26 protein-coding genes are annotated in these 24,467 nt (G+C 41.4%); 23 read left to right on the top strand and 3 right to left on the bottom strand.

Annotated elements, in window-relative coordinates; translation table 11 throughout:
• The first annotated feature begins 83 nt into the window (after positions 1–83).
• From G636_RS0101315 to G636_RS0101255, 14 genes are all read left to right on the top strand, one after another.
• Positions 84–614, top strand: a complete 531-nt coding sequence (locus tag G636_RS0101315; RefSeq protein ID WP_026506546.1) for a peptidylprolyl isomerase — start codon at positions 84–86, stop codon at positions 612–614.
• Positions 615–926: 312 nt separating this feature from the next.
• Positions 927–2,387, top strand: a complete 1,461-nt coding sequence (locus tag G636_RS0101310) for an AAA family ATPase (protein ID WP_026506545.1) — start codon at positions 927–929, stop codon at positions 2,385–2,387.
• Positions 2,378–2,599, top strand: a complete 222-nt coding sequence (locus tag G636_RS21240) for a Fic family protein (RefSeq protein WP_442855987.1) — start codon at positions 2,378–2,380, stop codon at positions 2,597–2,599. The genes G636_RS0101310 and G636_RS21240 overlap by 10 nt, the downstream gene beginning before the upstream one ends.
• Positions 2,600–2,722: 123 nt before the next feature.
• Positions 2,723–3,409 (top strand): response regulator transcription factor, encoded by a 687-nt coding sequence (locus G636_RS0101305; RefSeq protein ID WP_026506544.1) that lies wholly within the window; start codon positions 2,723–2,725, stop codon positions 3,407–3,409.
• Between the two features lie 120 nt (positions 3,410–3,529).
• On the top strand, positions 3,530–4,459 hold the full coding sequence (locus tag G636_RS0101300) for an ATP-binding cassette domain-containing protein (protein ID WP_026506543.1): 930 nt from the start codon (positions 3,530–3,532) through the stop codon (positions 4,457–4,459).
• A complete protein-coding gene (locus tag G636_RS0101295) occupies positions 4,386–5,204 on the top strand; it encodes a hypothetical protein (protein ID WP_196803003.1) in 819 nt (272 codons plus the stop codon). Before G636_RS0101300 ends, G636_RS0101295 begins: the two co-directional genes overlap by 74 nt.
• Positions 5,205–5,236: 32 nt before the next feature.
• Positions 5,237–5,980, top strand: coding sequence for an ABC transporter permease (locus G636_RS0101290; RefSeq protein WP_026506541.1), 744 nt, complete (start codon positions 5,237–5,239; stop codon positions 5,978–5,980).
• Positions 5,981–6,110: 130 nt separating this feature from the next.
• Complete coding sequence (locus G636_RS0101285; protein ID WP_026506540.1) at positions 6,111–7,286, top strand: erythromycin esterase family protein; 1,176 nt, start codon at positions 6,111–6,113, stop codon at positions 7,284–7,286.
• 71 nt (positions 7,287–7,357) lie between these two features.
• A complete protein-coding gene (locus G636_RS0101280) occupies positions 7,358–8,185 on the top strand; it encodes a sensor histidine kinase (RefSeq protein ID WP_196802997.1) in 828 nt (275 codons plus the stop codon).
• A gap of 555 nt (positions 8,186–8,740) precedes the next feature.
• On the top strand, positions 8,741–8,938 hold the full coding sequence (locus G636_RS0101275; RefSeq protein WP_242826895.1) for a hypothetical protein: 198 nt from the start codon (positions 8,741–8,743) through the stop codon (positions 8,936–8,938).
• A gap of 35 nt (positions 8,939–8,973) precedes the next feature.
• Positions 8,974–9,183 (top strand): hypothetical protein, encoded by a 210-nt coding sequence (locus tag G636_RS0101270; RefSeq protein WP_026506537.1) that lies wholly within the window; start codon positions 8,974–8,976, stop codon positions 9,181–9,183.
• 345 nt (positions 9,184–9,528) lie between these two features.
• Positions 9,529–10,590: a DUF3795 domain-containing protein gene (locus G636_RS21030; RefSeq protein ID WP_081668210.1), complete on the top strand. Its 1,062-nt coding sequence runs from the start codon at positions 9,529–9,531 to the stop codon at positions 10,588–10,590.
• A 93-nt stretch (positions 10,591–10,683) separates the two neighbouring features.
• Positions 10,684–11,127, top strand: coding sequence for a GNAT family N-acetyltransferase (locus G636_RS0101260; protein WP_035778382.1), 444 nt, complete (start codon positions 10,684–10,686; stop codon positions 11,125–11,127).
• Between the two features lie 174 nt (positions 11,128–11,301).
• On the top strand, positions 11,302–12,027 hold the full coding sequence (locus G636_RS0101255; RefSeq protein ID WP_026506535.1) for a hypothetical protein: 726 nt from the start codon (positions 11,302–11,304) through the stop codon (positions 12,025–12,027).
• A gap of 80 nt (positions 12,028–12,107) precedes the next feature.
• Here the strand turns inward: G636_RS0101255 and G636_RS0101250 are convergent, their stop codons facing one another.
• The 3 genes from G636_RS0101250 to G636_RS0101240 are packed head-to-tail and all read right to left on the bottom strand — an operon-like array spanning position 12,108 to position 13,721.
• Positions 12,108–12,566, bottom strand: coding sequence for a hypothetical protein (locus G636_RS0101250; RefSeq protein WP_026506534.1), 459 nt, complete (start codon positions 12,564–12,566; stop codon positions 12,108–12,110).
• Positions 12,567–12,571: 5 nt separating this feature from the next.
• On the bottom strand, positions 12,572–13,036 hold the full coding sequence (locus tag G636_RS0101245; protein ID WP_026506533.1) for a hypothetical protein: 465 nt from the start codon (positions 13,034–13,036) through the stop codon (positions 12,572–12,574).
• Entirely contained in the window at positions 13,023–13,721 is a 699-nt protein-coding gene (locus G636_RS0101240) for a DUF4417 domain-containing protein (protein WP_026506532.1), read from the bottom strand. Before G636_RS0101240 ends, G636_RS0101245 begins: the two co-directional genes overlap by 14 nt.
• Before the next feature lie 225 nt (positions 13,722–13,946).
• On the opposite strand from G636_RS0101240, the gene G636_RS19840 reads away from it, so the two are divergent.
• The 9 genes from G636_RS19840 (at position 13,947) to G636_RS0101195 (ending at position 24,447) form a co-directional block, all read left to right on the top strand.
• On the top strand, positions 13,947–14,498 hold the full coding sequence (locus G636_RS19840; RefSeq protein WP_081668209.1) for a helix-turn-helix domain-containing protein: 552 nt from the start codon (positions 13,947–13,949) through the stop codon (positions 14,496–14,498).
• Positions 14,499–14,520: 22 nt separating this feature from the next.
• The gene (locus G636_RS0101230; RefSeq protein WP_026506531.1) at positions 14,521–15,066 is read left to right on the top strand and encodes an RNA 2'-phosphotransferase; all 546 of its coding nucleotides are present in this window, start codon (positions 14,521–14,523) and stop codon (positions 15,064–15,066) included.
• 187 nt (positions 15,067–15,253) lie between these two features.
• Positions 15,254–16,534, top strand: coding sequence for an ABC transporter substrate-binding protein (locus tag G636_RS16780; protein WP_035778380.1), 1,281 nt, complete (start codon positions 15,254–15,256; stop codon positions 16,532–16,534).
• Between the two features lie 107 nt (positions 16,535–16,641).
• Positions 16,642–17,568 carry a carbohydrate ABC transporter permease gene (locus G636_RS0101220; protein WP_196802996.1) on the top strand — a complete coding sequence of 309 codons (927 nt, stop codon included), beginning with the start codon at positions 16,642–16,644 and terminating at the stop codon, positions 17,566–17,568.
• Positions 17,569–17,579: 11 nt separating this feature from the next.
• A complete protein-coding gene (locus G636_RS0101215; protein ID WP_026506529.1) occupies positions 17,580–18,395 on the top strand; it encodes a carbohydrate ABC transporter permease in 816 nt (271 codons plus the stop codon).
• Positions 18,396–18,448: 53 nt separating this feature from the next.
• Complete coding sequence (locus G636_RS0101210) at positions 18,449–20,920, top strand: hypothetical protein (protein ID WP_026506528.1); 2,472 nt, start codon at positions 18,449–18,451, stop codon at positions 20,918–20,920.
• Positions 20,910–21,821 carry an ROK family protein gene (locus tag G636_RS0101205; protein ID WP_051226375.1) on the top strand — a complete coding sequence of 304 codons (912 nt, stop codon included), beginning with the start codon at positions 20,910–20,912 and terminating at the stop codon, positions 21,819–21,821. Before G636_RS0101210 ends, G636_RS0101205 begins: the two co-directional genes overlap by 11 nt.
• Before the next feature lie 47 nt (positions 21,822–21,868).
• Positions 21,869–22,591 (top strand): GntR family transcriptional regulator, encoded by a 723-nt coding sequence (locus tag G636_RS0101200; protein ID WP_035778377.1) that lies wholly within the window; start codon positions 21,869–21,871, stop codon positions 22,589–22,591.
• A gap of 92 nt (positions 22,592–22,683) precedes the next feature.
• Positions 22,684–24,447 carry a class I mannose-6-phosphate isomerase gene (locus G636_RS0101195; RefSeq protein WP_026506525.1) on the top strand — a complete coding sequence of 588 codons (1,764 nt, stop codon included), beginning with the start codon at positions 22,684–22,686 and terminating at the stop codon, positions 24,445–24,447.
• Positions 24,448–24,467: the final 20 nt, after the last annotated feature.

Here is a 24,467-nt window from a genome sequence, read left to right as displayed (position 1 = left end):
TTTTTGCTTTCTAAAAAAGAGAATAGTAACGGGGGAAAAAAATCCCCTATGAATAATATAGTGAAAATCAGAAAGGACACAGTATGGCACAGAATCCTATTGTTACTATTACCATGGAAAACGGCGATGTTATGAAGGCAGAGCTCTATCCTGAGATTGCACCTAACACAGTTAACAACTTCATCTCCCTTATCAAAAAGGGCTTTTATGACGGCGTGATCTTTCACCGCGTCATCAAGGGCTTCATGCTCCAGGGCGGAGATCCTGACGGCACTGGTATGGGCGGCCCGGGATACAGCATAAAGGGCGAGTTTTCATCCAATGGCTTTAGCAATGAGCTAAGGCACGAGCCCGGCGTATTATCCATGGCAAGGACTATGATCCCTGACAGCGCAGGCAGTCAGTTCTTTATCATGCACAAGAACTCTCCTCATCTGGATGGAGACTATGCTGCATTTGGACAGATCACAGAGGGTATGGATGTGGTTAATGCTATTGCTGAGACAGAGACAGACTGGAGCGACAGACCTGTTAAGCCCCAGGTTATGAAGACTGTTACAGTTGAGACCTTTGGCGTGGATTATCCCGAACCCGAGAAGCTGCCTGAGAGATAAAAAGGAATTGAAATTATAGCAGCGACCGGTTCGATCCCGGTCGCCGGCAGTAATAAAATGGCTGTAAACTTAGATATTATCTGAGTTTGCAGCTTTTTCTGTTTTTCCTTAATTGGCACAATAATGTGAGATAAAGGCAAGTAATATTTGGGGCTGATTTCACTTTGGCAGAAGATAGTACAGAATTTTGCGATTAAAATTTCCAAAGCTCTTTTTTATAAATAGATTTGGAAATTTTTATTGACTTATCCGATAAGCTCCTATTACAATAGGTATATGAATAATTTCCAAATATAGATAAAAAATAGAGAATTGGAAAAATGGGAACTAAAAATGATAGGACGAATCGAAGAAAAAAGACAGTTACAGCAATTATTAGATGAAGAAGAGTCACAGTTCGTAGCTGTTTTTGGCAGAAGAAGAGTTGGAAAAACATTTCTTATAAGGGAGAGCTTTGACTATAAGTTTACTTTTCAGCATACGGGTCTTAGTAGCAATTCAATAAAGAAAAATATGAGAAAAAAGGCTCAACTAGAGGCTTTTTCAAAATCATTGTCGGAATCAGGCTATTCCACTGATAGAGAATTAAACTCTTGGTATGACGCATTTGATTGTTTGAAGGAACTTATCGGACAATCTGCAGATGGAAAAAAAGTCATATTTATTGATGAATTATCATGGATGGATACAAAAGGAAGTGAATTGGTTTCTGCACTGGAGCACTTCTGGAATGGATGGGTAACGGCACGTCAAGAAAAGGATGTAATATTGATAGTATGTGCTTCGGCAACCTATTGGATGATGGACAATATTGTAAATTCCAAAGGAGGACTGCACAATAGATTAACTGGTCAAATAAAACTTAAACCATTTACTTTGGCAGAATGTGAAGCATATTTGGAAACAAAAAAGATACTCTTTACCAGGCATCAGATTATCCAGAGTTACATGATTCTTGGAGGAGTGCCATATTATTGGAGCTTGCTTAAAAAAGGAAGAAGTTTTCCGCAGAATATTGATGAATTGTTTTTCAAGGAAGGAGCTTCGTTACAAGGCGAATATGATAACCTATATAAGGCTTTATTTAACAAACCAGATCAGTACATTAAGATAATTGAGGCTCTTTGTAGTATTAATAAAGGAATTACCAGGGATGAAATTTGCAAAAAGACAAAAATTCCCAGTTCCGGAGATCTTACAAAGAAGTTAAAGGAACTTGAAAATTGCGGGTTCATAAGGAAATATGTGCCATTTGGAGCAGAGAGTAAAAATGCTTTATATCAACTAATTGATAATTACACACTTTTTTATAATAGGTTTTTGAAAGACAATGTTTCCGATGAAAATTATTGGGAAAATTCTAGCAATTCAGGGGTATTAAATGCGTGGGCAGGAATAGCATTTGAGAGGGTGTGTCTTGAGCATGTTGCCCAGATTAAAAATGCATTAGGAATTTCCGGTGTAAAGACAGATGTGAATTCTTGGAAGTGTGATTCAGATTCCGATAAAGGATTATTAGGCTCTCAAATTGATCTTCTTATAGTTAGAAAAGATCAAGTCATCAATGTATGTGAAATGAAATATTCAGAGTCAGATTATGTACCTGATTTGGCGTTTGATAAAGCTATGCGCAGAAAAATTGCTGATTTACAGAAGGCTACAAAAACAAAATATGCTATTCACTCTACGCTAGTTACAAATTATGATGTAGAGAAGAATTCATATTATGGAAATATTCAATCAATTGTGACAGGTGATGACTTATTCAGATAATCAAATGTAGATATTTTGTTGAGCATAGCTTTATATTATTAACTGAGATAATAGTCGGATCAAGGAAAGAACTTCAGGATTTTTGTGGCTTTAAATCTGGAGATCATTTTAGGTTAAGTGTTCTTTTGCCTTTAATTAGTGCAAGAAAAATTGATTTAACTATTCCAGATAAGCCACAGAGTCCTAAACAGAGGTATTTTAGGCATGAATAATTGCTCGCATGATTCGACTTGCACGGAACATGCATGCATGTTCCGTGCAAGCTCACCATGCAAGTTGTGTATTATGATAATAACTATTCTTTCTGAATAAAAAGAGAGGACTGACAGCTAGTAATGAGTAGTACTTTATTGATAATTGAGGATGATTTAAACGTGGGGAATATGCTTCAGGAAGCGCTTGAATTAGAAGGGTATGAAGTTAATAGAGCATATTCAGGTACAGAAGCTCTTATGATTTTGGAAAAACTAAAGCCTGATTTGATCCTCTTAGATTTGATGCTTCCCGGTCTTTCTGGTGATGAATTGATTTCAAGAATTGACAACATTCCGACCATTGTTATGAGCGCAAGGTCTGATCTTGACAGTAAGATAGAGCTTTTGAAAAAAGGTGCCTGCGATTATGTGACTAAGCCCTTTGCTATCTCGGAGCTTTTAGCAAGAATAGAGGCTCACCTACGCCTGGCATCGGCAGGAAAAAGCGGAGTGAATTGTGATGATGGAGATGTAATCAGAACAGGAAATATCACTTTGGATACGAGTCTTTTGTCGGTTATTATAGGAGACAAGGAGACGAATCTCACAAGAACTGAGGCTGCAATTCTTGGTATTCTGATGCGCAATGCTGGAAGACCACTTGGAAGGAACACTATTCTTGACAGAATAAGTGATGATACACCAGATTGTACAGAAAGGTCGTTAAAACAGCACGTTAGTAATGTGAGAAAAAAGCTGCAACAGCTTGATGGCATTGACCATATTGAGGCAATTTATGGGATAGGATTCCAGTTTAATGAATCTTGACCATATCTTGACGATTTCTATACCACTTTCTTGACGAGAAGGTGGTATCTTTTTTTTATCAGATTTGCGCAGGCAATCCGAGATATCAACATATAAGTATTTTACGAGGAGAAAAAGGCGATGGAATATGTTTTTAAGGCTAATGGAATAAGCAAGAGTTACGGGAAGTTCACAGCACTTTCCGATGTGAATATGGAAATACCTAAAGGTGCAATTTATGGCTTTGTTGGGAAGAACGGAGCAGGTAAGACAACACTTATAAGAGTTATGACAGGTCTTCAGCGTCCAACGTCAGGTAGCTATGAACTTATGGGAACAAAGTTCACAGATATGAATATCTCAAAGGCCAGACGTAGAATGGGGGCAGTCGTGGAGTCACCTGCAATCTATCTGGATATGTCAGCAAGAGATAATCTTGTTCAGCAGTGTTTAATGCTGGGACTTCCTGATTATAAATGTGTCGATGAGATACTTGAAATTGTAGGTCTTACAGATACAGGGAAAAAGAAGGCAAGAAACTTTTCACTTGGTATGAGACAGCGTCTGGGAATTGGAGTAGCGCTTTGTGGAAGTCCTGATTTTGTGGTTCTTGATGAGCCTATAAATGGACTTGATCCGCAGGGAATCATCGAGGTGAGAGAGCTAATTATAAAGCTCAATAGAGAAAGAGGAATCACTTTCCTGATCTCAAGTCACATACTTGATGAACTAGCAAAGGTTGCAACTAATTATGGATTTATCGACAATGGCCACATAGTAAGACAGATGACTGCCAAGGAACTAGGTGACGAGTGTCGCAAATCTATCCGTATGAAGGTTAGTGATGTAAAGCTTCTGGCCAAGGTTATGGAAGAAAAGAGAATCGATTACAAGATTATTGATTCAAATACTGCAGATGTTTTTGCAGATCTTACATTCTCTGAGATGGCAAAGGATTTCGAAAAGGTCGGATGTAAGATCATTAATATGCAGGAGCATGATGAAAGCCTCGAGGCGTTTTATCTTTCACTTCTTGGAGGTAATGATAATGTTCAGAAATCTGTATGCTGATACTAGAAGTATATTACTTAGTCGGGCATTTCGTATTGCACTTTGGGCCATCGTGATTTATCAGGGATTCTACTTGATATTCATGAAATGCCTTTATGCCTTCATTGTTGGAACAGCATTGGATGCGGATGATATCTCCTTTGTATTTACTGGGATAGCAGCTTTTATTGTAACAGCTGCAACACTTTTTATAACTGACAGAGAGTTTTCAAACGGATGTATACGCAACAAGCTTATTTCCGGTGTGAGAAGGTCCGATGTTTTTTTATCATCAGTGTGTGGCGGAATGCTTCAGGGAGCCATATATACGATATTTGCATTCCTTATATCTGCTATCTTTACCATGTTGTTCACCGCTGGTTTTATCGATTATTCAGTGCCTGAAGTTGCTGATTACTGGCTCGTTACCACTATGACAAGTATGGCTATAGGAGCTTTTTCCACAGCGCTTGTATTGATGCTTGGAGGCAATAAACTTTGTTATGTGATAGGACTGCTTCTTGCATTCGTCATGAAAGTTTGGGACTCATTCATTCTTGATAAGCTCTATCCGGAAAAAGGGTCATGTACACTTATCGGCGCAAAGCTTGCAGTTTACAGGTTTGTTGACAAATATATCCCTTACTCATATTTGATGACGAGACCTCATTATGACTTTGGCAGCTACATTATAGGGTGCTTTGCCATGGTGATACTCTCGGTAGTGATAGGACTTATTGTTTTTAATAAAAAAGAATTGAAATAAAAAAATGAATACTATTTTTGGAGAGAAGCGAAATGATCAATTTATATAAAGCAAATATGAAAAGAATAACAGGAAACTTCATTTTTATCGGAGGATGTGTCATTGCTTTCCTGGCAACATTTGTTTTTACAGCTAACTTGATAGGGATGAGGGGACGCTTTGAAGATTTTGGTCCTGACAGAAGAATGTTTTTCATAAGCATAGCAATGATGATTTTTTTTACAATATTCGTGCCACTCTACACAAATCATGAATATCGCTACGGCGTTATCAGAAACAAGATTGCAGCTGGCTTTTCACAGAGACAGGTTTATTTCAGTCACCTTTTCGGACATCTGACTGCTCTTGTAATCATGATGGCTTCTTATCTTCTTGGGGGAATCTTGGGCGGAGCAAGAGACTTTGGGAAAATGGCTGTTCTGAGCATCGTTCTTGTTTTTGCACTTAGTGGATACATTGCAACAATGATGCTTATCAGCTTTCGAATTCTTAAAGTTGTTGTTCTTAGCATAGCCGCTTTCCTAATTCTGGAAGTCAGCTATAATGGCACAATGATTGGAAATGCACTTATAGCTTTTGTATTAAAGGGAACAGCTAAGCAGATAGGTATAGTTGTGTACAACATGACAGTGTTTGGCCAATGGTTCACAGGAACAGGGCTAGCAGACGATTACATCAATCCCGGGAGACCGCAGCAGATCATTATTTCCGCAGTGGTTATTCTGATTATGGTTTTTTTGACAGTACATGGACTTGAAAAGAGAGACCTGAAATAAGTTTTGGTGGAAGGATTGAAAAGTGAGACGATATAAAGCAATATTCTTTACGATTATTTTAGTGACTATAATTTTTATTGGCTTTCTCGCAGGAATCAGAAACACAAAGGCATTTTCGCCTGAGAGAAAAATGGAAGGAATTGAAGAGGTGGGACAGAACTTTGCAGATTTCAAGATTCCTGTAGCTGCAAGGGTCGTTGGAATTGGAGAAGCTACTCATGGAAATCGTGAGTTTCAGACAGTTAAAAGAGATGTCCTTGAAAAGGTTGTTACCGAGGGTGATGGAAGATGTATCTGCTTTGAGATGTCAGTGGGGGATGCAGCAATGCTAAATGATGCGCTTCATGATAAGGATGCAGACCTTATAGAGGCTGTTGGAAAGCAATCATATCCCATATATGATACAGAAGAAATCGCAGGTCTTCTTCAGTGGATGAGAGAATATAATGAGAATCTTTCATATGAAGAGTCCCTTATGTTTTACGGCGTTGATATACAGGGTGGATACACTGCAATCAGATATTTACAAGAGACAATCAATGCTGGAAGTGACCTCATTACTGAGGAGGAGAAGAGCTTTATTCTTCCACTTGATATTTATGACAAAGAGCAGTACGGGGGAGAACGCGATAAGTTTGTAGCTATGTCTGAGAGACTTTTTTCTATGGATGATCTAAGGTGTAAGCAGCTTGGAATGGTGGTAAGGAGCGTGGTTCTTAATATTGATGCCCCGGATTATGAACATTTTCCACAGGAGAACGATCATAACAGAGATCTAAGGATGGCGGAGAATCTTCTTGATTATTCCAAGATTGAAGAGGACAGAGGTTACAGCCAAGTTGTGATAACAGCTCACAGTGGACATACCAGAAAAGGCGGTAAGAGTGTCCTTCCCTGTGAAGATGATGAGACTATGGGAGATCAGATTGACAGACTCTTTGATGGCAGCTATTTCTGCATAGGAACCGATTTTTATGAAGGCTATGTGAACATTCATACTGCAGGAACCTTCGATGAAAACTATGAGAGGGCAGACCATTTTTATTGCAGTGATGATCCGCTGGCTTATCAGGCAAAGTATTTTGAAAATGGAATTTATTGTCTTGATTTCTCGAAAGTAACCGATGAAAATAGTAGTATATATAAAGCTCTCCACAGCTTTATTTTCTGTGGCTTTGCCGGGGAGGGATATGGAGCAATTCAGGATCTTTACAAACAGGAGCGAAGTAAGTTCGTGCCTGTCAACAGATTCGATGCGATGATTCTTTACTACGAGGTTACACCCATCGATCCAATTCATTCCTAAATATTTGATACGTTGGAGTTTTTATGAAATACCTGTTGATTGTATGCCTGATTATTATTGTGTTTTTGGTAATGAAGATTATAGCTATGCGGCTTTCCTTAAAGGAAATGAAAGAGGACTACGAGGAGAGGTCGCGGATTCACACCAACACCCTTCTTACTGTTTCAAGCAGAGACAGGCGAATCAGGCAACTGGCGTCTTCAATGAATAATACTCTTGAAAAGCTCCAGAGTGCCTATAATAGATATGAGAATGGCGATCAGGAGATAAAGAAAGCTATAACCAACATATCACATGATCTACGAACTCCATTGACAGCCATTAGCGGATATCTGGAGCTCGCACAGCGTTTGGATAAAAGTCCTGAGTTGGAAAAATATCTTTCAGTAATCCAAGGAAGAACTGACCACATGAAAAAGCTTACTGAGGAACTTTTCGAATATTCACTGATGACAGGTGGTGAGATCACAGAGGACAGGCAGGAAGTAAATATTAACAGGATGCTTGAAGATTGCCTTATGAATTATTATCCGTCTCTGAAGGCAAGAGGTATAAGCCCTGATATAGATATCACCGAGAAAAAAATAGTAAGATATCTTTATCCCACTTATGTGGAGAGGATATTAAATAATTTAATGAGTAACGCGCTTAAATACAGCGATGGAGATCTCGAGATAAAACTTTCGGATGAGGGAGTGTTAAGTTTTTCTAATTCCACTGATAAGCTTTCTAATGTTGATGTTAATAAGTTGTTCGACAGGTTCTTTACTGTGGAGACAGGAAGCAGAGAATCAACTGGTTTAGGGCTTTCCATCGTAAAACTGTTCGCAGATCGTATGGATTTGAGGCTTAATGCAACCTATGAGAATGGAAAAATCACCATTGTTTTAGATTTTTAAACAAGTGCTTTATATGCATGTTTTATTCAGTAATGAAGCGGATTTGATCCATAAGAAAGTGGTTCAGAAAGTGGTTCAAAAAATAAGACGAGACCCACACACCCCTTTCTTACTGGATTTGCACAGCTCCCTAGAGTTCGATCCCGGTCGCCGGCAGTAATGTGATGAGTCGCAAACTTAGAATTTATCTAGGTTTGCGATTTTTCGATTATATTTATGAACCACTTTTTGTACCATTATTATAGTATGCTTATCAATTGACAGATACAATTGCCTAATTTAGAACTCGTGAGTTCCAAAATGATAATAATAATTTGGCACCTGCTGGTGCCAAAATTTTGATGATTTTTATAGTGTTGATATACAGTTGAATTTGATATTCAAAATCTGTATGATGATAGTACAAACAGATGACTAGAGCAGCTGTTGCTATGAAATGTTAATCCCTACTGGCAGGGGGATACATGGAGTCTATGGGTGGGTTTAGTGTGACAACCGCGAGCCAGTTAGGTGCATGCCGAAAAGAAAACACTTATATTTTGAGGGTAAAATCATATGAGTGAAATTAAAGAAAAAAATGAATTAGATTATACATGTGGTCTCTCTGATGATGAACTAACTCAGAGATTTATTGAGTCTATTCGTATTGATGAAGAGATAAGAAAGATAAAAGGACTTCCAACATCAGGATATGATGCTGATTTAAAAAAGGCATATTTACTCTATCCGGATGGGAGGAAGGAATATGTCTGATAAGGAGAAAATCATGCTTCCAGAGGTCATGGTTTTTGTCAAGATATGATAAAGCCTTGGCCCTAGTTCCAGAGCTTGTTCGGATATGTGACATTTTACATATTTACGACAATTCAGAAAAACCATTTAGAATCTTTAAAAAGCGAAAAGATGTTTATTATCGCTGGGAGAATACTTTTTGGGATGCTGAAGCTATTAAGATGCTCACTGGTATAAGCGAATACTCAGAGTATTCAAAAAATTAAATACTGCACCAAGTTGGTGCAGAAACTAGGTTCAAAAGTGGGGTCAGAAAATAAAGTGAAACCGCCAGCCTCCTTCCTATCTGTGTTTGAGAGGCGCAGGAAAGTTCGATCCCGGTCGCCGGCAGTAATGTGTATGGCTGTAAGCTTAGATTTTATCTGAGTTTGCAGCTCTTTTTTGTATAGAAAACAAAGGGCTTGTTTTCATATAGATTCAGCGAAATTTGGGCTATTATGTGTGTGGGTAAGGACTTTTTTAGTGTTACATGGTAGGCTTAATAATAATAGTGGGATGTTTTCATAAGGCTTACTGTGTAGATGTATGCACTGCTGAAGGGGGGAATCGATATGAATAAGGAATGGTCAGAAAAAAACAAGAAAATGCAATCTCTGATTGGAAAGAAAGAGAACTTTGATGATGGTATTATCGCACTGCTTGAGCTAAGAGAAGATCTTTTTGGTCAGATAACATCAATAGTGAATACATACCCGAAAGAAGCCTTTTACCTGATGCCTTTTGCAGGAGCTAAGGGGTATCACAGCAAGACTCTGGGGTATTCCCTGTGGCATATATTCCGGATTGAGGATATAGTGGCACATACACTGATATCTCAGGATAGTCAAATCCTCTTTACAGATGAATGGCTTCGCAGGATAAACAGTCCTATCATCACCACCGGCAATGAACTGAAGGGAGAGGAAAACGCGGAGTTTTCTGCAAAACTCGATGTGAGAGCTTTGTATGATTATTGCAGGGCAGTGATGGATTCAACAAATGAGCTGCTTAAAGATCTGCAATACAAAGACTTAAAGAGGAAGTTTACTGATGATGACAGGGAAAGGATTATCGAAACCAGAACAGTTAGTAAGGATGAAGATGCATTCTGGCTGATCGATTATTGGTGCGGAAAGGATATTAAAGGACTGATTCAGATGCCTTTCTCCAGACACTGGATCATGCACGTCGAAGCAATGTGTCGTATTAAGAACGAGCTTTGTCGTAAGGCAAGGAAAGGCGTAGATCCCGTAGCATACTGTGGCCTTTCCTGTAATCATTGCTTTTTGAAAGAATGGTGTGGCGGTTGTAGGACATCCTATAATACTTGTTCCTACGCGACCTGCTGTCCTGACAGAACTTGCCCCAATGCTGCGTGCTGTAAGGAAAAAGACCTGGATGGCTGTTATGATTGTGATAATCTGGCAGGCTGTATGATAGGCTTTTATTCAAATGGAAGTGATGCAAATGCAGTGAAAGCGATGGCAATGTTCATTCGTAAGCATGGTAAGAAGGAATTGGTAGCCGTTCTTGATAATCTGCATAAGAAGTATGATTTTCAGAAGATTCAGGAAATACTTGGGTATGACCTGGATGAGGGATTAAAGCTCCTTGAAGAAAACAGCTATGGCTGATTTATGATATGATAGAAAAAGCGTAAATATTAAAGCGACACTTGAAATGCATCTATACAACACGCATAAACCCGATAAATACGAGGATCGATAATGGATTCAGCAAAGATAGTGATCAACGAAGAGCGCATCACAGCAAAGGAATATGTGGATTTCCTAAAGCGTACCGATCTTGGCTCACAGTATCCTAAGGAGCGATTTGAGGATAGAATTGCCAAACTGGTAAATAACGTGTCTATAAGCCTTGTTGCAAGGAATGAGAACGGACTTGCGGTGGGTGTGCTGTTTGGACTTACAGATTATTGCTACTGGCTATACATTACGGATCTGGGAGTGGACCGTGATTATGAGAGGCAGGGCATTGCCACCAGGCTTATGAAGAAAGCTCATGAGCTGGCAGGCGGCGAGAAAGACATTGCTGTTTATCTTATAGCAAATGACAAAGCGGTGCCTTTTTATGAGAAACTGGGAATGAAGTATGCCGATGATGTGATGCAGTACAATCATATCGATTGGACTGCATGGACCGTTGAATAAATAGATATCAAATGGCAAAAAACTCTCCATAAAAGGGAGGATGCCGGATGAGTCCCCACTCACCCGGCATTATTATGAAAAAGTTTTGTTGGTAATTGCTTCATCTGACATATATATCGTATCGAATTTCTGTGACATAAAGATGATGGGCGGTAAACGTACTCGGAATAAATTATGAACAAATTGTTAATTGGCGAAAAGATCAGAAAAATACTTGTTTTGACCTTCTATGGCTTTAGACCCTTCAGGGGAAGAACCGGGCTCCTTATAAGTCTGCCGGGGCTTGGTGATAAGAAGTTTCACCTGCAGTGGCCGGGGAGCGTAAGAGACAGAAATCATGCTCACAACTTCACAAATTGGGGCAGGCACCTGGAAGAAATAGATAAGAAGGGCGGATTTATAGATAACCAGAGCTCTTTTAAAGATATGCGATACGGCGTAAATGCCATGGACTATAATGGCTGCGGTGTGATCGCTGTTTATAATGCCCTTAATGCCCTGGGCTTAAATGAGCAGGGAAAGCCGGGTAAGCCCTATATGCCTGATCTGATCAGTATCTTTGAGAAGAACGGCATAGCCATGGCAGGAGACCTGGGAACATCCCCTTATGCTATCCTGAGATTCTTTAAGAAAAGGGGCATAGCCTGCAAAGCAGAGAGTAATAAGTTCAGACTGGAAAAGCTCTGCAAAGAACACAAGGCTGTGATCATAACCGTACTCAACAACCGTCATAAGCTGGGGGACGGTGTCCATTTCATCACAGTCACTAAGGGTAAAAAAGGAAGACTTCAGGTCCATAATATCCATGGCAAAATGAGAACCTACAAGAAGCCTGCGGATATCCTAAAAGACTGTGGCAATAATGGTCTTGGAGAAGCAATCCTGCTAATCGGAGTTTAATGAAACGGAAACTAGTCCTCTATCGTGAACTATAAGAAGATTTCTTTATTTGATAGATATAGGCCGTTAAATATTGATTATCATGTTTGTCTATTTTTCCAATAGTCAACGGATTTAAGGATCCTCTCATCTTTTAATGGGCTATAATATGGATCCTCCATTAAGTCTATTAGATTTTGTGCTCCAAGCATTTCTATGGCAATGCTGTCAAATAAATCTCCGGCCTTATCCCACTCTTTGTCTAAATCAACATGAGCGTATAAGTAACCCAGAAAAGTATAAGGTTCAGGATTATACTTTGATGCTGCTTCATAATAGATAAACAGGTTAGCATAATTGATCACTTCGTCAGATGTATGGCAGTTTTCAAAAAGATACTTATTCCATTCAACAATAATATCATCCCAAATAAATTTCTGAAATAATTCATATGCTTTATCCAAGTGTTGTTCATCTCCGTCGGGATCGAAATTATCATCAAAATAATCACATTGAAACAGATAATTGGTTATTTCATGGATACTTGATTTGTCAATCATAATGATTATCCTCTTTTCTTTTTAAAAAGCTTGTTAGGTAGTTTTGAAAAAGCTGCTTCCGCAGCTGCCATTGATTTACTATTTGGTTTGAAATGTCCGCTGTTTGAATCGTATGAGGCAATCTTTCCCCCATGAATATGTACTATGCCAGCCATGATTACTTCGGGATCTTTTCCACCTATGAGAGTGGGATGAGGGGTTGGCAAGCCATCTTTTCCATTACCGTTTCTTTTACCAACTATAATATCACCATTTTTAGCTATTACATAAGGCATATCGATTGTATTATGCTTATTGCCAATATAGTTACCGTTAATCATGTCGACGAGCTTATTTGCAGTAGGGTTTTTCTGGTAATATCCATTGTATATACCTTTTTCTTTATCTTGCTTCAGCATGCTCTTAACTACATGATATGTAGAGGAGAAAGGCTGAGATTTTCCGTATGGACCATAATCACCGCTTCCCATAGTTGTCCCCCTTTTTAATACATGAAAGCCAATCGTCATAATGATGAAAGTTAGTGTCGCGTTCATAATCACTAAACACATTAGAAGGCATTGCTCCATATACCAATACATCTTTGGGTTCAAGCTCAACAAGCATTTCCTCAAGGCCTGCCTTGAAATGATATTTATCATTCTTTGTTTGAATGCAACCATATGAACCAATGGCTACTATGCTATGCTTGGGGACACCAAGAAAAGCTATTTTTTCTGGAAGTACCTTTGTAGTGTACGTTTCTTCTGTTCCCCATCGTATATTTGGAATAACATAAAAACCATGAACCTGCGCATAGAATCCGATTGCTCTGTTGCGATAAACATTAGTGATTTGAACGGGAAGTGGAGCGTTTCTATATAGGGAAGGATCTGGTGTGATAAAAGCATTTATAGGGGCAAGTGATTTCAGCGCGGCGTCAGGATTTATTAGTATTTCAGAAAAGTTTGTGTCTTTTTCATAGAATACGACAGCGGTGTTTCTATAAATCTTGTCTTTGCTCAGCTTGGTATATGGTATAAGTCTATCTGGAATGAATATATAATCTGGAGCTTTTATTTTAGGGATTTGTAATATTCCATCTAGTTCTGCACCTTTGATCAGTTCGGGATTCATACCATCGTCGATAATTGCTTTTCTTTTTCCGGGAATCATTTTGTTAGCCCCCCTCATATGTAAGAAATTTATGATTAAATTATTTACAAAAGGAAGGAAATAAAGAAGCCACAGGTAATAGAAGTAATGTTTACGAATAGTAAATTTTCTGTGGTTTACTTTAGTTATAGGTCGTAGTAATATGGTTATATCAAAGTATAATATTTATAAAAGCAGTTAAGTTGTATTGACTATATGAATAACAATTATAGGAGAACAGAATTTATGGAAGATATAAAAGTGTTCATCGGAAGTAATATAAAGAAGGCAAGAATAAAGAAGAAAATGACACAAATGGAACTTGCTAATGACTGTTTTACAACAAATACAGTTATTAGTGCTTATGAAAATGGAAAGAAAATGCCAAGCCTTGACACAATAGCGAATATTTCTAGAGCGTTAGATGTAAGTATAGATAGTTTGTATTTTGGGTCTGAGGAAAATGCTATTATAACAAGGCCTGCAAAAAAAGGGAGAAAAATTGTCAATTGTTTCAAATACTTATTTGATCAATCTATAATAGGTTCATCTGGTAATAGGGAAGGATACTCAAAGCTATATATAACCAGATATTTAAATGCATTCAGTCGTCTATACAATAATTTGCTTGAGTATAAAAATACTATCGATCTTTACCCAGATCAAGAAGCATTTTTGGAAATGCTTCTTGAAAAGGCAGGAAACGAGATTGACAAAATAGATGATGATAAAGCTGCATCGGAACGGAGAGATAGGGAAATACAACAACTATCAATTAAGAATGCAAAGTGCCTATAGGCAGGAGCAGGGATAAAAAACAGTGAAGAAAGAAGAAATAAGCAAATTCATAAGTTTGATTCTTCGCCATAAACCAGAAGTCATTGGTATTTCGATTGATGAGCATGGTTGGGCTAACGTTGATGATTTGATTGCGGGAGTTTCTAAAACTATGCCTTTAAGCGTAGAAGAGTTGGAAGATATCGTGAAGACAGATAACAAAAATAGGTATTGTTTCAATGAAGACCATACTTTAATACGTGCCAATCAGGGTCATTCTATTCCGGTGGATGTTGAACTAAAGAAAACTGAACCACCAGAAAACCTCTACCATGGTAGCGGTAAAAAAAATGAAGAATCCATCGACGAGCAAGGATTGGTTCCCAAATCTAGATTATATGTGCATCTATCTCAAGACGTTGAAACCGCTCTAAGTGTAGGAAGACGCCATGGCACTCCGATTGTTTATAAAGTCAATAGTGGTGATATGTACCGTGCTGGAATAGAATTTTTTTTGTCTGTAAATGGTGTGTGGCTGACTAAAGAGGTTCCAGTAAAGTATTTGGAGAAAATGGGGACCCCTTTTTGATTAATCTTTTGCTTCGCAGGGTATACACAGTGAACAAAACGTTTTAAGCATAATCATGAAAATGAATTATCTTCTCAAAAGAGATTGACGCTCTGAAATATCGTAATATTATAATGTTATAACATTTAAAAAGAGCGGTATACCATCTTTGAAACAACAACTTAATACAGAAAAGAGGGGATAATTAATGAGAAGGAAATTATTAGCTCTATTCCTGGGGACTGCGCTGCTATTTGGAACCATGGCAGGCTGCGGATCTGCTGGTAAAGATGGCGCCGGTGAAGGAGAAGTGCTGGGTGCCAAGACAGGGGCGGTAGAATTTTGGAATGATAAGTTAAACAATACAGATCAGGAAGCTATAGATGAACTGATGGGCAGCATCTCATCCCTTAGCGGCGTGGACGTATCCTGCGTGGCATATCCGGACACAGCATCCTATCAGACAGCGCTTCAGCAGTCCGTGACTACTGCGGATGCTCCGGGACTATTCACCTGGTGGAGCGGACCTCAGCTCATGACTCTGGCAGGCAGCGGCAATCTGGAGGATCTGACGGATATATGGGATGAGTACGTAGTACCTAATGGGGTTGCAGATAGCGTCAAGGAATCACTGTCGCTGGATGGCAAGGTATATGCAGTGCCGTACAGTATCATCTACAACATGATCATCTATAACAAGAATGTATTTGCAGACAATGGCCTTGAGGTGCCAACGACCTTTGATGAGCTGCTTGCTGTATGCGAAGTATTAAAGTCCAAGGGGATCACACCCATTGCTCTCAAAAATGATGGATGGGCAGGCTTTATCTGGTTCCAGGCTATGCTGGCTGCTTACGACCCTGCTCTATATCAGGGCGTATGTGACGGCTCCATAGCATACACAGATGAGAAGGTCGTAAATGTAATGCATATCTGGCAGGACATGATCGAAAAGGGCTATTTCTCAGAACCCATGCAGATCTCAGATATGGACAAATCCCTGGCAAACGGCACAGTAGCCATGATGCTGGAGCCCAACTATGAATGCAAGACTCTGACAGGTGACTATGGCATGGAGCCCGAGGTGGATATGAGCGTATTTGTAGTGCCTCCCATGAATGGAGGCAAGAGCATCATCTTTTTTGAGATAGCTCCTCTGTGCGTAGCAAAGGGCAGTGATGACAAGGAAGCTGCCAAAGAGGTATTAAAGAGCTGGTATACCAAGGACAACCAGACAGTATTTACCAATGTTACAGGTTTCCTCTGCACCAGCCAGGTAGTCAGCGAAAATGCTACTGCCAATGAGATGGTAAGGCTGACTCAGGATGATAGCAAATATGAACTGATGCTGCGCTATTACGAAAATACTGATGATTCCATCAGGGATGTGGCATTGGATGAGCTTATGAAATTTGAGACAAGGGCTGCCGGTGCAGACGATATACTGCCTGTGATCCAGCAAAAGGCAGATGAAGTATTTGGCAACTAATAACTAATATACTTATTCATCTGACACGGGGGTTTTGCTGCTATCGCGAGCTGCGTGCGAGTGATCTGTAGTACGGCCCCCGTGAGTATTTATAACTGGAGGAAAAAGTGAATAATACTGCATCTGCACCTCGTCTTCGGCTGGATAATGTTCCTGTTGCCGATAGCCATATCCATAAGAAGAGATGGACTGTTATAAGGGACTATATGTATATAGCACCTGCGGTTATCCTTGTGGCGGTCTTTTTTATCAGCTCTATCCTATACACCCTGATGCTCAGCTTTAATAACTGGGATGGTGTCAATAAGATGGAATTTTGCCGGATAGATAATTATCTGGCACTATTTGGGGATAGTAATTTCATGATCTCTGTGGGTAATACTCTTATCTGGGTAGTATCTTCGCTGGTGATATCAGTGCTGCTTCCCCTGCTTTTGGCGATCATGATCACTAAGAGCTCTTTTGCCAAATTATTTACGAATTTTTTCTATTTTCCAACTGCGATATCGGCTACGGTCAGCGGCGTGATCATGGCTACACTGCTCTCTACCTATGGGATACCTTATCTGTTGGGGCAGCTGGGACATCCCGAGATGGTTAAGGACTGGCTGGCAGTGCCTTATGTTAATACCTTTGTGATGATACTCACAGGTATATGGCAGGGCATAGGACTGAACCTGGTATTGTATGTTGCTGCATTTAGAAATGTGGACCTGTCTCCCATAGAGGCAGCTATGATAGACGGAGTGGGACCTGTAAAGCTCTATACCAAAGTGGTACTGCCGCTGATAAGGCCTACTATCATAGTCATACTCCTCATGTCCCTGGTGAACAGCTTTAAAGTATTTGATGGCATCTGGGTCATGACCAAGGGCGGACCCTACAGGTCTTCGGAGACGTTGGCACTGACCATGTATGAGGAGAGCTTTATCTACAACCGCTACGGAAGAGGTGCAGCTGTAGCTATAGTGCTGACAGTGGTCATACTCATAGTGTCCTACTTTAATCTCAGGAATACATTCAGGGAAGAATAGGGGGTGAGGAATTGAAAACAGGCAAAAAAACAAAGATCATATTCAATCTGATCCTTTCTGTATTATCATTGATATGGATATCTCCTGTATTTTTTGTTTTTCTAAATGTATTTAAGACCAAACAGGAATATAACCTGGGATCCTTGTGGCTCCTTCCAAAGGGCAATAATCTCATGGCTAATCTAAAGGCGCTGGTCACAAGCAGGGTGCTTCAGTCCATGTCTGTTACTCTGCTCTATGCCCTTAGCGGAGCAGTCCTTGCAGTGATAATAGCTATGTTTGCAGCATATGGCCTGACACATTTGAATATCAGGCACAAGTTCTTCTGGTTCATAATGATATATTGCGGAACGGTTTTTCCCTTTCAGGTATATCTGATCCCAATATTTAAGGCATATCAGAAGCTTGGACTTTATAATACACGTATAGGTATGATCCTTTTTTACAGTGCCATATGCATACCTTACAGTATGTTTGTATTTAGAAATTTCTTTTTGGGGATAGATAAGGAACTGTGCGAATCAGCCAGGATAGAAGGGGCATCGGAATTTATGATCCTCTCTAGGATATTCCTTCCCATGTCCGCGGCGCCTGTATCAATAGTATTTTTGTCACAGTTTACCTGGTGCTGGAATGATCTGATGTTCGGGCTGACCTTTACCAAGTCTGCCCAGACCCGTCCTATCATGGCCAGTCTGTCCATTATGGGAGGAGGCAATCCTCCGGCGCTCTTTGTGGCATGTATCGCTTCATCGCTGCCGACGCTGATACTCTTTTTCCTGCTTAATGACAAGTTCCAAAAGGGATTTGCATACATGTCCAAATAGATAGAAATAGTATAAAAATATATGCTCTGCAGCAGCAGAGCAAGGAGGAAAATGTGAAAAATAATCTAAAGAAGACCTGGGACGTATATCTGATCCATCATAGCCATACTGACATAGGATATACAGAAAGGCAGGACAAGATCACAAGGTACCATTACGACTATATCAGGCAGGCTATAGAGCTTCTTGACAAGGCTCACAGGTCGCAGGATCCGGACTATGAGGGCTTCGTATGGCAGTGTGAGAATTACTGGCAGGTGGAGCAGTTCTATAAGATGGCAGACGAGGATCTCATTAGCAGATTTGAGGCCTATGTTGCCAGCGGGGAAATAGGACTGTCAGGCAACTATCTGAATATGACAGATCTCACTTCAGAGGCGGCTTTCGATGATGTAATGGAGGAGGTTGAAGGCTATGGCAAAAGGATTGGACATCCTATCACAGCCGGTATGAGTGCTGATATCAATGGGCTCTCCTGGGGCTATCCGGAGGTCTTGTACAGGCACGGCCTTAGATATTTCTATACTGCGCTCCATCCTCATCACGGTATGTTCCCGCTGTTTAAGAAGACCTGCCCTTACTACTGGGAGACAGAGTCAGGTGAGCGGATATTGATGTGGAACGGGGATCACTATCATGTGGGCAATGAGATGTTCCTGGTGCCTCACGCAGGCTCTGATTATACCTTCCATGATGAGTTCACGGCAGGGCTCAGGGCCAATTCCATAACAGGAAGGGATGCAGACAAGGTAGAAGAGAGGGAGATGGAGATAGCCATTACCCGTATCGGACGCTATCTTGAGAATCTGGAAAAAGAGGAATATCCCTACGACCTGGTACCCTTTATGGTATCCGGAGCTATCACTGACAATGCTCCTCCGAATCTTGAGATCACAAGAAGGGCCCACAAGTTGACTGAAGCTTTTGAGGGCAGGGTCAGATTCAGAATGGTCACTTTAGAAGACTTTTTTGCAGAAGTTAAGAAGCGCTGCAAGGATATACCTGTTTATAAAGGGGACTTCACAGACTGGTGGGCAGACGGCGTAGGCTCTACACCTGCAGCTGTCAAGGTATACCGCGATGCCGCCCGGAAATATGACCTGTGCAAAAAGCTTGATCCTAAAGGCAGGATATACAGCCGTGAGGATATGCTGCAGGCAGCCCGTGATCTCATGCTCTATGCAGAGCATACCTGGGGCTATTCCAGCAGCGTATCCCAGCCTTGGGATAGCATGGTAGAGTCCCTGGAATACAAGAAGACTGCCTATGCTACCAATGCCAATACACAGGTATCCAAGGGCCTTGATGATATCCTGGCAGAGCGGGGGGAAGTATCTGTAAGGCAGGACAAGCCTCAGCACTATATCATCATCAATCCCCACAATAGGAGGATGAAGACCAGCTGCTATCTCTATATAGAATTTTGGGAATTTGTAGACGGTGTAAGCTTTGAGCCTTCCATGCCCATAGTAGTGACTAACTCTGCTACAGGAGAAGTGTTAAAGAGCCAGGTGAAGAGAATAGCCAGAGCCACCATGGTAGAAGTTGAAGTGGATCTGGCTCCTAATGAGACTATCCATGCAGAGATACATCTGGCTGGTGAGAATGATGATATAGAAAATACTATTAGAAATCATGCTCATATAGGCGCGGACGGAATAGAAGATATATTGCAGGATCAGCGCAGAGATGAGTACAGGATAGATAGCAGCTTCTATACAATATCTATTGATGATACAAAGGGAATAAACAGCATCATTTGGAACAGGGATAATACAGAGCTTCTAAGAGCTGATTCGGATCTGGCTCCCTTCTCCGGTGTCTATGAGATCACTGATATAGATACAGATCCCTGCGATGTGAGAAGGCGCATGGGCAGGAACCGCAAGAACTGCTCTACGCACAGATACTACAGCAGGCTAAAGGGGAAAAAGATAGTAGAAGATGGCCCTGTATATACCGCTTTAGAACTTGAATATGACCTTGAAGGAACGGGAATATATACTGTATTTCTAAAAGTCTATAGGTCTCTTCCTAAGCTTGAGTTCAACGTAAGGATCCATAAGGAGAGCAAATGGGAGCCGGAGAATCTCTATATAGCACTTCCCTTTACGGCAGGTAACGATGGAGAATTCTATCTGAATAAGACAGGCTGCATCATAAGGCCCGGTATAGACCAACTGCCGGGGACCTGCCAGGATTTCTATCTCATAAGGAACGCACTGGCCTGGAAGTCGCTAGGAAAGACAGTGGCAGTCATCTCTAAGGATGTGCCCCTTGCTGCGCTGGGAGACCTAAAGGCTCGCAGGATTGAGCTCTGCAAGGCTCCTGATAAAGCCAGGAACAGTGCCATGGTTTACTCCTGGCCCATGAACAATTTTTGGGAGACCAATTTCAAGGTGGACCTGGCAGGCTTTTACGAGTTTCGCTACAGTCTGATAGTAGATGAAGGCAGCTCTGTAGCAGATGTATTCAATAGCTGTGTATGTGAGGATGAAGGGATCATAACAGGATATGCAGATTGATATGACAGGGCTATATATAGTTCTGGATGTGGGCGGCACAGGCATCAAGGCAGGCGCCTGGGATATAGGGTCAGGCAAGATGATGCGTTACAGTGAATACCCTTCCAGATCCGGAGAAAGCACAGAAGTGATATTTAGAAATTTTTATAATATCATTACAGAGCTACAGGCTGATGATGTGATCAGAGGGATTGGCTATGCCATGCCCGGGCCCTTTGATTATGAGAGGGGGATCAGCCTGATGAAGGGCCTTGGCAAATATGATGATATCTATGGCCTGTCTTTTAAAGAGGAGCTATCCCGTATAGATCCTGCTATGGCTCATATCCCAATGCTATTTCTCCATGATGTGGAAGCCTGCGCGCTGGGAAGCTATAAGAGCGGCGCGGCAGCAGGCTGTAAGAGCATCATCTGCCTCTGCCTGGGCACGGGAGCAGGTTCTGCCTTTATCAGAGATGGCAGGGTGATAAGGGATGCTGCAGAGGGCGTCCCTGCAAATGGCTGGATCTACGATACACCTTTTAAGAACAGCATCATAGACGATTATCTATCTGCCAGAGGACTGCTAAAGCTGTCTGGGGAGATCATAGGTGAAGAAGTGGACGGCCTGGAGCTTTATAACAGGTGCCTTGAAGGGGATGAAGGTGCTCTTAGCGTATACAGAGCCTTTGGACATGATGTCGCAAAAGCCATTATGCCTTTTATAGATAGCTTTAAGCCGGAGGCTCTGCTGGTTGGGGGCAAGATATCAGGAAGCTATGCTTTTTGGGGGAAAGAGTTGGAAAAAAGGCTATATACTGATAATATCAAAATAATACCTGAACCCGACACTTCAAGAGCTGCCATGCAGGGGCTGCTTGCAAAGCTGAAAGACTCGGAAGATGCTGCAAAGGTCATCTAAAACGTTATCTGCAAAATAGGATAAAAAAGAAAAGGGGACATTGCCTGATGAAACTAAACAGAGAAAAAGGAGCTGCACCCTTATATCTGCAGTTGGAAGATCTGATCAGAACAGAGATAGAAAGCGGCAAATATGTTAAAGGGGATATCCTTCCTTCTGAAAAGGAATACATGGAGAAATACGATATCTCCAGAGTGACCACCAGGCAGGCTCTCTCTGCGCTGACCCAGCAGGGCTATATCACCAGGGCAAGGGGTATAGGCACTGTGGTCTCTTATGAGAAGATAAGCGAAGCTATCTCCAATGTCATCAGCTTTACAGATGAGATGAAAAAGCATGACATCACCATGGAGACCTCCTATTGCAAAATGGAGCTCATAAGTCCCGATACCAAGACCGCGCTGGCCCTGGGGATACTAAGGACAGATAACTGCTACAGGCTGGAGAGAGTCCGCAACGTAGAGGGCAAGCCTCTGGTATATACGGTGACCTATCTCAAGAAGCTCATCGATCTTCCCCTTGACTGCAAATATTACAAGGAATCTCTCTATAAGTTTCTCCGTGATACCTACAATATCAGCATAGTCAGGGGTAATGACACCCTGGAAGCTGCTCTTCCCAGTGATAAAGTCAGGAAGATGCTGCAGATAGGTGCTGACATGCCTATTTTCATAAGGACCCGCAAGACCTTCCTGCCCAATGATGAGATATTCGAATATTCCATCTGCTACTATCCGGGCAACAGATACAAGTATTCAGTAGACTTATGATTAAAAAGCATTAGAAATAACATTAGAAAAAGCATATTAGTTTGAAATGAAACAATGTATTGTCAATTTGATCATTTTGTTTAGGGATGCATATGAATAAAATCACCAGCTATAATAATTACGATCCTGCCCCTGTCACAAGACTGGAAGGCTATGATGATCAGGCTTTTGGGGGGAGAGACAGGATAATAGAGGAATTAAAGAGCGCTATATCCGGGAAATGCAAAGATACAGGTAGAGACAATCTGATCATATCCTTTGATCTCTATCCCGGGGTATATAAAGAGGAGATTCTCTCTATGGCAAGGGAGCTTGGCGCAGATACCATCATAGATGTGGAGACCGCTGCAAAGCCCGAAAAAGTCAGGATGAAGGAATTTGAAGACTTTATAACAGACGACAGAGTCTTTGGTGTGATCTGCCACAAAAACGTACAGTCGCTCTATGACAGTGAAGCCGCAGCTCTGCTTCGTGAGAGGATAGCAAAAGAGAGGGGCCCTATCATACTTATTGGCTTTGCCACAGAGCTCTTTGCCAGGGCTGATATCCACGTATACTGCGATATGTCCAGGTGGGAGACTCAGCTCAGATACAGAAAGGGTATGCCCAATTGGAACTGCAGCAATACAGATGCTCCGTTTCTAACCAAGTACAAGATAGGCTACTTCATAGAATGGAGACTTGCTGACAGGTACAAAAGGGAGCATTTTGAGGATATGGATTATCTCATTGATTCCCATATCATGGGCGTTCCTTCTATGGTTGCGGGTGAAGCCTTCAGAGAGGCCATTAGAAAAGTGGCAGCAAGGCCATTTCGCCTGGAGCCCTATTTTGACCCCGGAGTATGGGGCGGCCACTGGATGCAGGACAAGCTGGGAGTAGGCAGGGATCAGCAGAACCTGGCCTGGTGCTTTGATGGCGTACCTGAAGAAAATGCGCTGAACCTGGGATTTGGAGATACTATAGTCCAGTTTCCTGCAATGGATATCACTCTATACTGTCCAAGACCCTTACTTGGGGAGAGAGTACATGGCAGATACGGCGCGGAATTTCCCATCAGGTTTGACTTTCTCGATACCATAGGGGGCGAAAATCTATCTCTCCAGGTCCATCCTCTGACCGAATATATCCAGGACAAATTTGGCATGCATTATACCCAGGACGAGAGCTATTACATCCTGGATGTGGATGAAGACAAGGACAATTATGTATATCTGGGAGTCAAAAAGGATGTGGACAAGGCTGCCATGGCCCGTGATCTGAGGGCGGCTGAGAAGGGCAGCATATCTTTTCCCGCAGAAAACTATGTAAATAAGGTCCCTGTGAAAAAACACGACCATCTACTCATCCCTGCAGGCACAGTGCACTGCTCAGGAGCAGGCTGCATGGTGCTGGAGATCAGCGCTACTCCCTATATATTCACCTTTAAGCTCTGGGACTGGGACAGACTGGGACTGGACGGATTGCCAAGGCCCATCCATGTGGAGCATGGCCTTAGGAATATCCAGTGGGACAGGGATACAGACTATGTATATGACCAGCTGGTGCATCAGGAAATGACAGTAGCAGAGGGCGAAGGCTACAAGGTAGAGAGGACAGGCCTTCATAGCAGAGAGCCCATAGAAGTGATGCGCTACAGCCTGGAAGCGCCTCTTGAAGTGGAATGCGATGATTCTGTGATCCAGGCCAATCTGGTAAGCGGAAGAGAAGCTGTCATAGAAAGTATAGACAACAGCTTCCCGCCTCTGACCGTACACTATGCAGAGACCTTTATCATCCCTGCATCGGTGGGAAGATTCAGATTGGTGCCATTGGCGGATGATGTGAAGGTCGTGATGGCGTCGATCAGGAAGTGAATGAATAAAGGGGAGTTTTC

Origin of the sequence: Butyrivibrio sp. MC2013, assembly GCF_000424585.1 — a bacterium.
Taxonomy (GTDB): domain Bacteria; phylum Bacillota; class Clostridia; order Lachnospirales; family Lachnospiraceae; genus Butyrivibrio.
This window is presented reverse-complemented; position numbering and strand designations above follow the sequence as displayed.

Bases quoted from the DNA above. Each gene is read 5' to 3' on its own strand.
- G636_RS0101315 (WP_026506546.1), top strand. From the start codon at position 84: ATGGCACAGAATCCTATTGTTACTATTACCATGGAAAACGGCGATGTT.
- G636_RS0101305 (WP_026506544.1), top strand. From the start codon at position 2,723: ATGAGTAGTACTTTATTGATAATTGAGGATGATTTAAACGTGGGGAAT.
- G636_RS0101300 (WP_026506543.1), top strand. From the start codon at position 3,530: ATGGAATATGTTTTTAAGGCTAATGGAATAAGCAAGAGTTACGGGAAG.
- G636_RS0101295 (WP_196803003.1), top strand. From the start codon at position 4,386: ATGATGAAAGCCTCGAGGCGTTTTATCTTTCACTTCTTGGAGGTAATG.
- G636_RS0101290 (WP_026506541.1), top strand. From the start codon at position 5,237: ATGATCAATTTATATAAAGCAAATATGAAAAGAATAACAGGAAACTTC.
- G636_RS0101285 (WP_026506540.1), top strand. From the start codon at position 6,111: ATGGAAGGAATTGAAGAGGTGGGACAGAACTTTGCAGATTTCAAGATT.
- G636_RS0101280 (WP_196802997.1), top strand. From the start codon at position 7,358: ATGAAGATTATAGCTATGCGGCTTTCCTTAAAGGAAATGAAAGAGGAC.
- G636_RS0101275 (WP_242826895.1), top strand. From the start codon at position 8,741: ATGAGTGAAATTAAAGAAAAAAATGAATTAGATTATACATGTGGTCTC.
- G636_RS21030 (WP_081668210.1), top strand. From the start codon at position 9,529: ATGAATAAGGAATGGTCAGAAAAAAACAAGAAAATGCAATCTCTGATT.
- G636_RS0101260 (WP_035778382.1), top strand. From the start codon at position 10,684: ATGGATTCAGCAAAGATAGTGATCAACGAAGAGCGCATCACAGCAAAG.
- G636_RS0101255 (WP_026506535.1), top strand. From the start codon at position 11,302: ATGAACAAATTGTTAATTGGCGAAAAGATCAGAAAAATACTTGTTTTG.
- G636_RS0101250 (WP_026506534.1), bottom strand. From the start codon at position 12,566: ATGATTGACAAATCAAGTATCCATGAAATAACCAATTATCTGTTTCAA.
- G636_RS0101245 (WP_026506533.1), bottom strand. From the start codon at position 13,036: ATGGGAAGCGGTGATTATGGTCCATACGGAAAATCTCAGCCTTTCTCC.
- G636_RS0101240 (WP_026506532.1), bottom strand. From the start codon at position 13,721: ATGATTCCCGGAAAAAGAAAAGCAATTATCGACGATGGTATGAATCCC.
- G636_RS19840 (WP_081668209.1), top strand. From the start codon at position 13,947: ATGGAAGATATAAAAGTGTTCATCGGAAGTAATATAAAGAAGGCAAGA.
- G636_RS16780 (WP_035778380.1), top strand. From the start codon at position 15,254: ATGAGAAGGAAATTATTAGCTCTATTCCTGGGGACTGCGCTGCTATTT.
- G636_RS0101205 (WP_051226375.1), top strand. From the start codon at position 20,910: ATGCAGATTGATATGACAGGGCTATATATAGTTCTGGATGTGGGCGGC.
- G636_RS0101200 (WP_035778377.1), top strand. From the start codon at position 21,869: ATGAAACTAAACAGAGAAAAAGGAGCTGCACCCTTATATCTGCAGTTG.
- G636_RS0101195 (WP_026506525.1), top strand. From the start codon at position 22,684: ATGAATAAAATCACCAGCTATAATAATTACGATCCTGCCCCTGTCACA.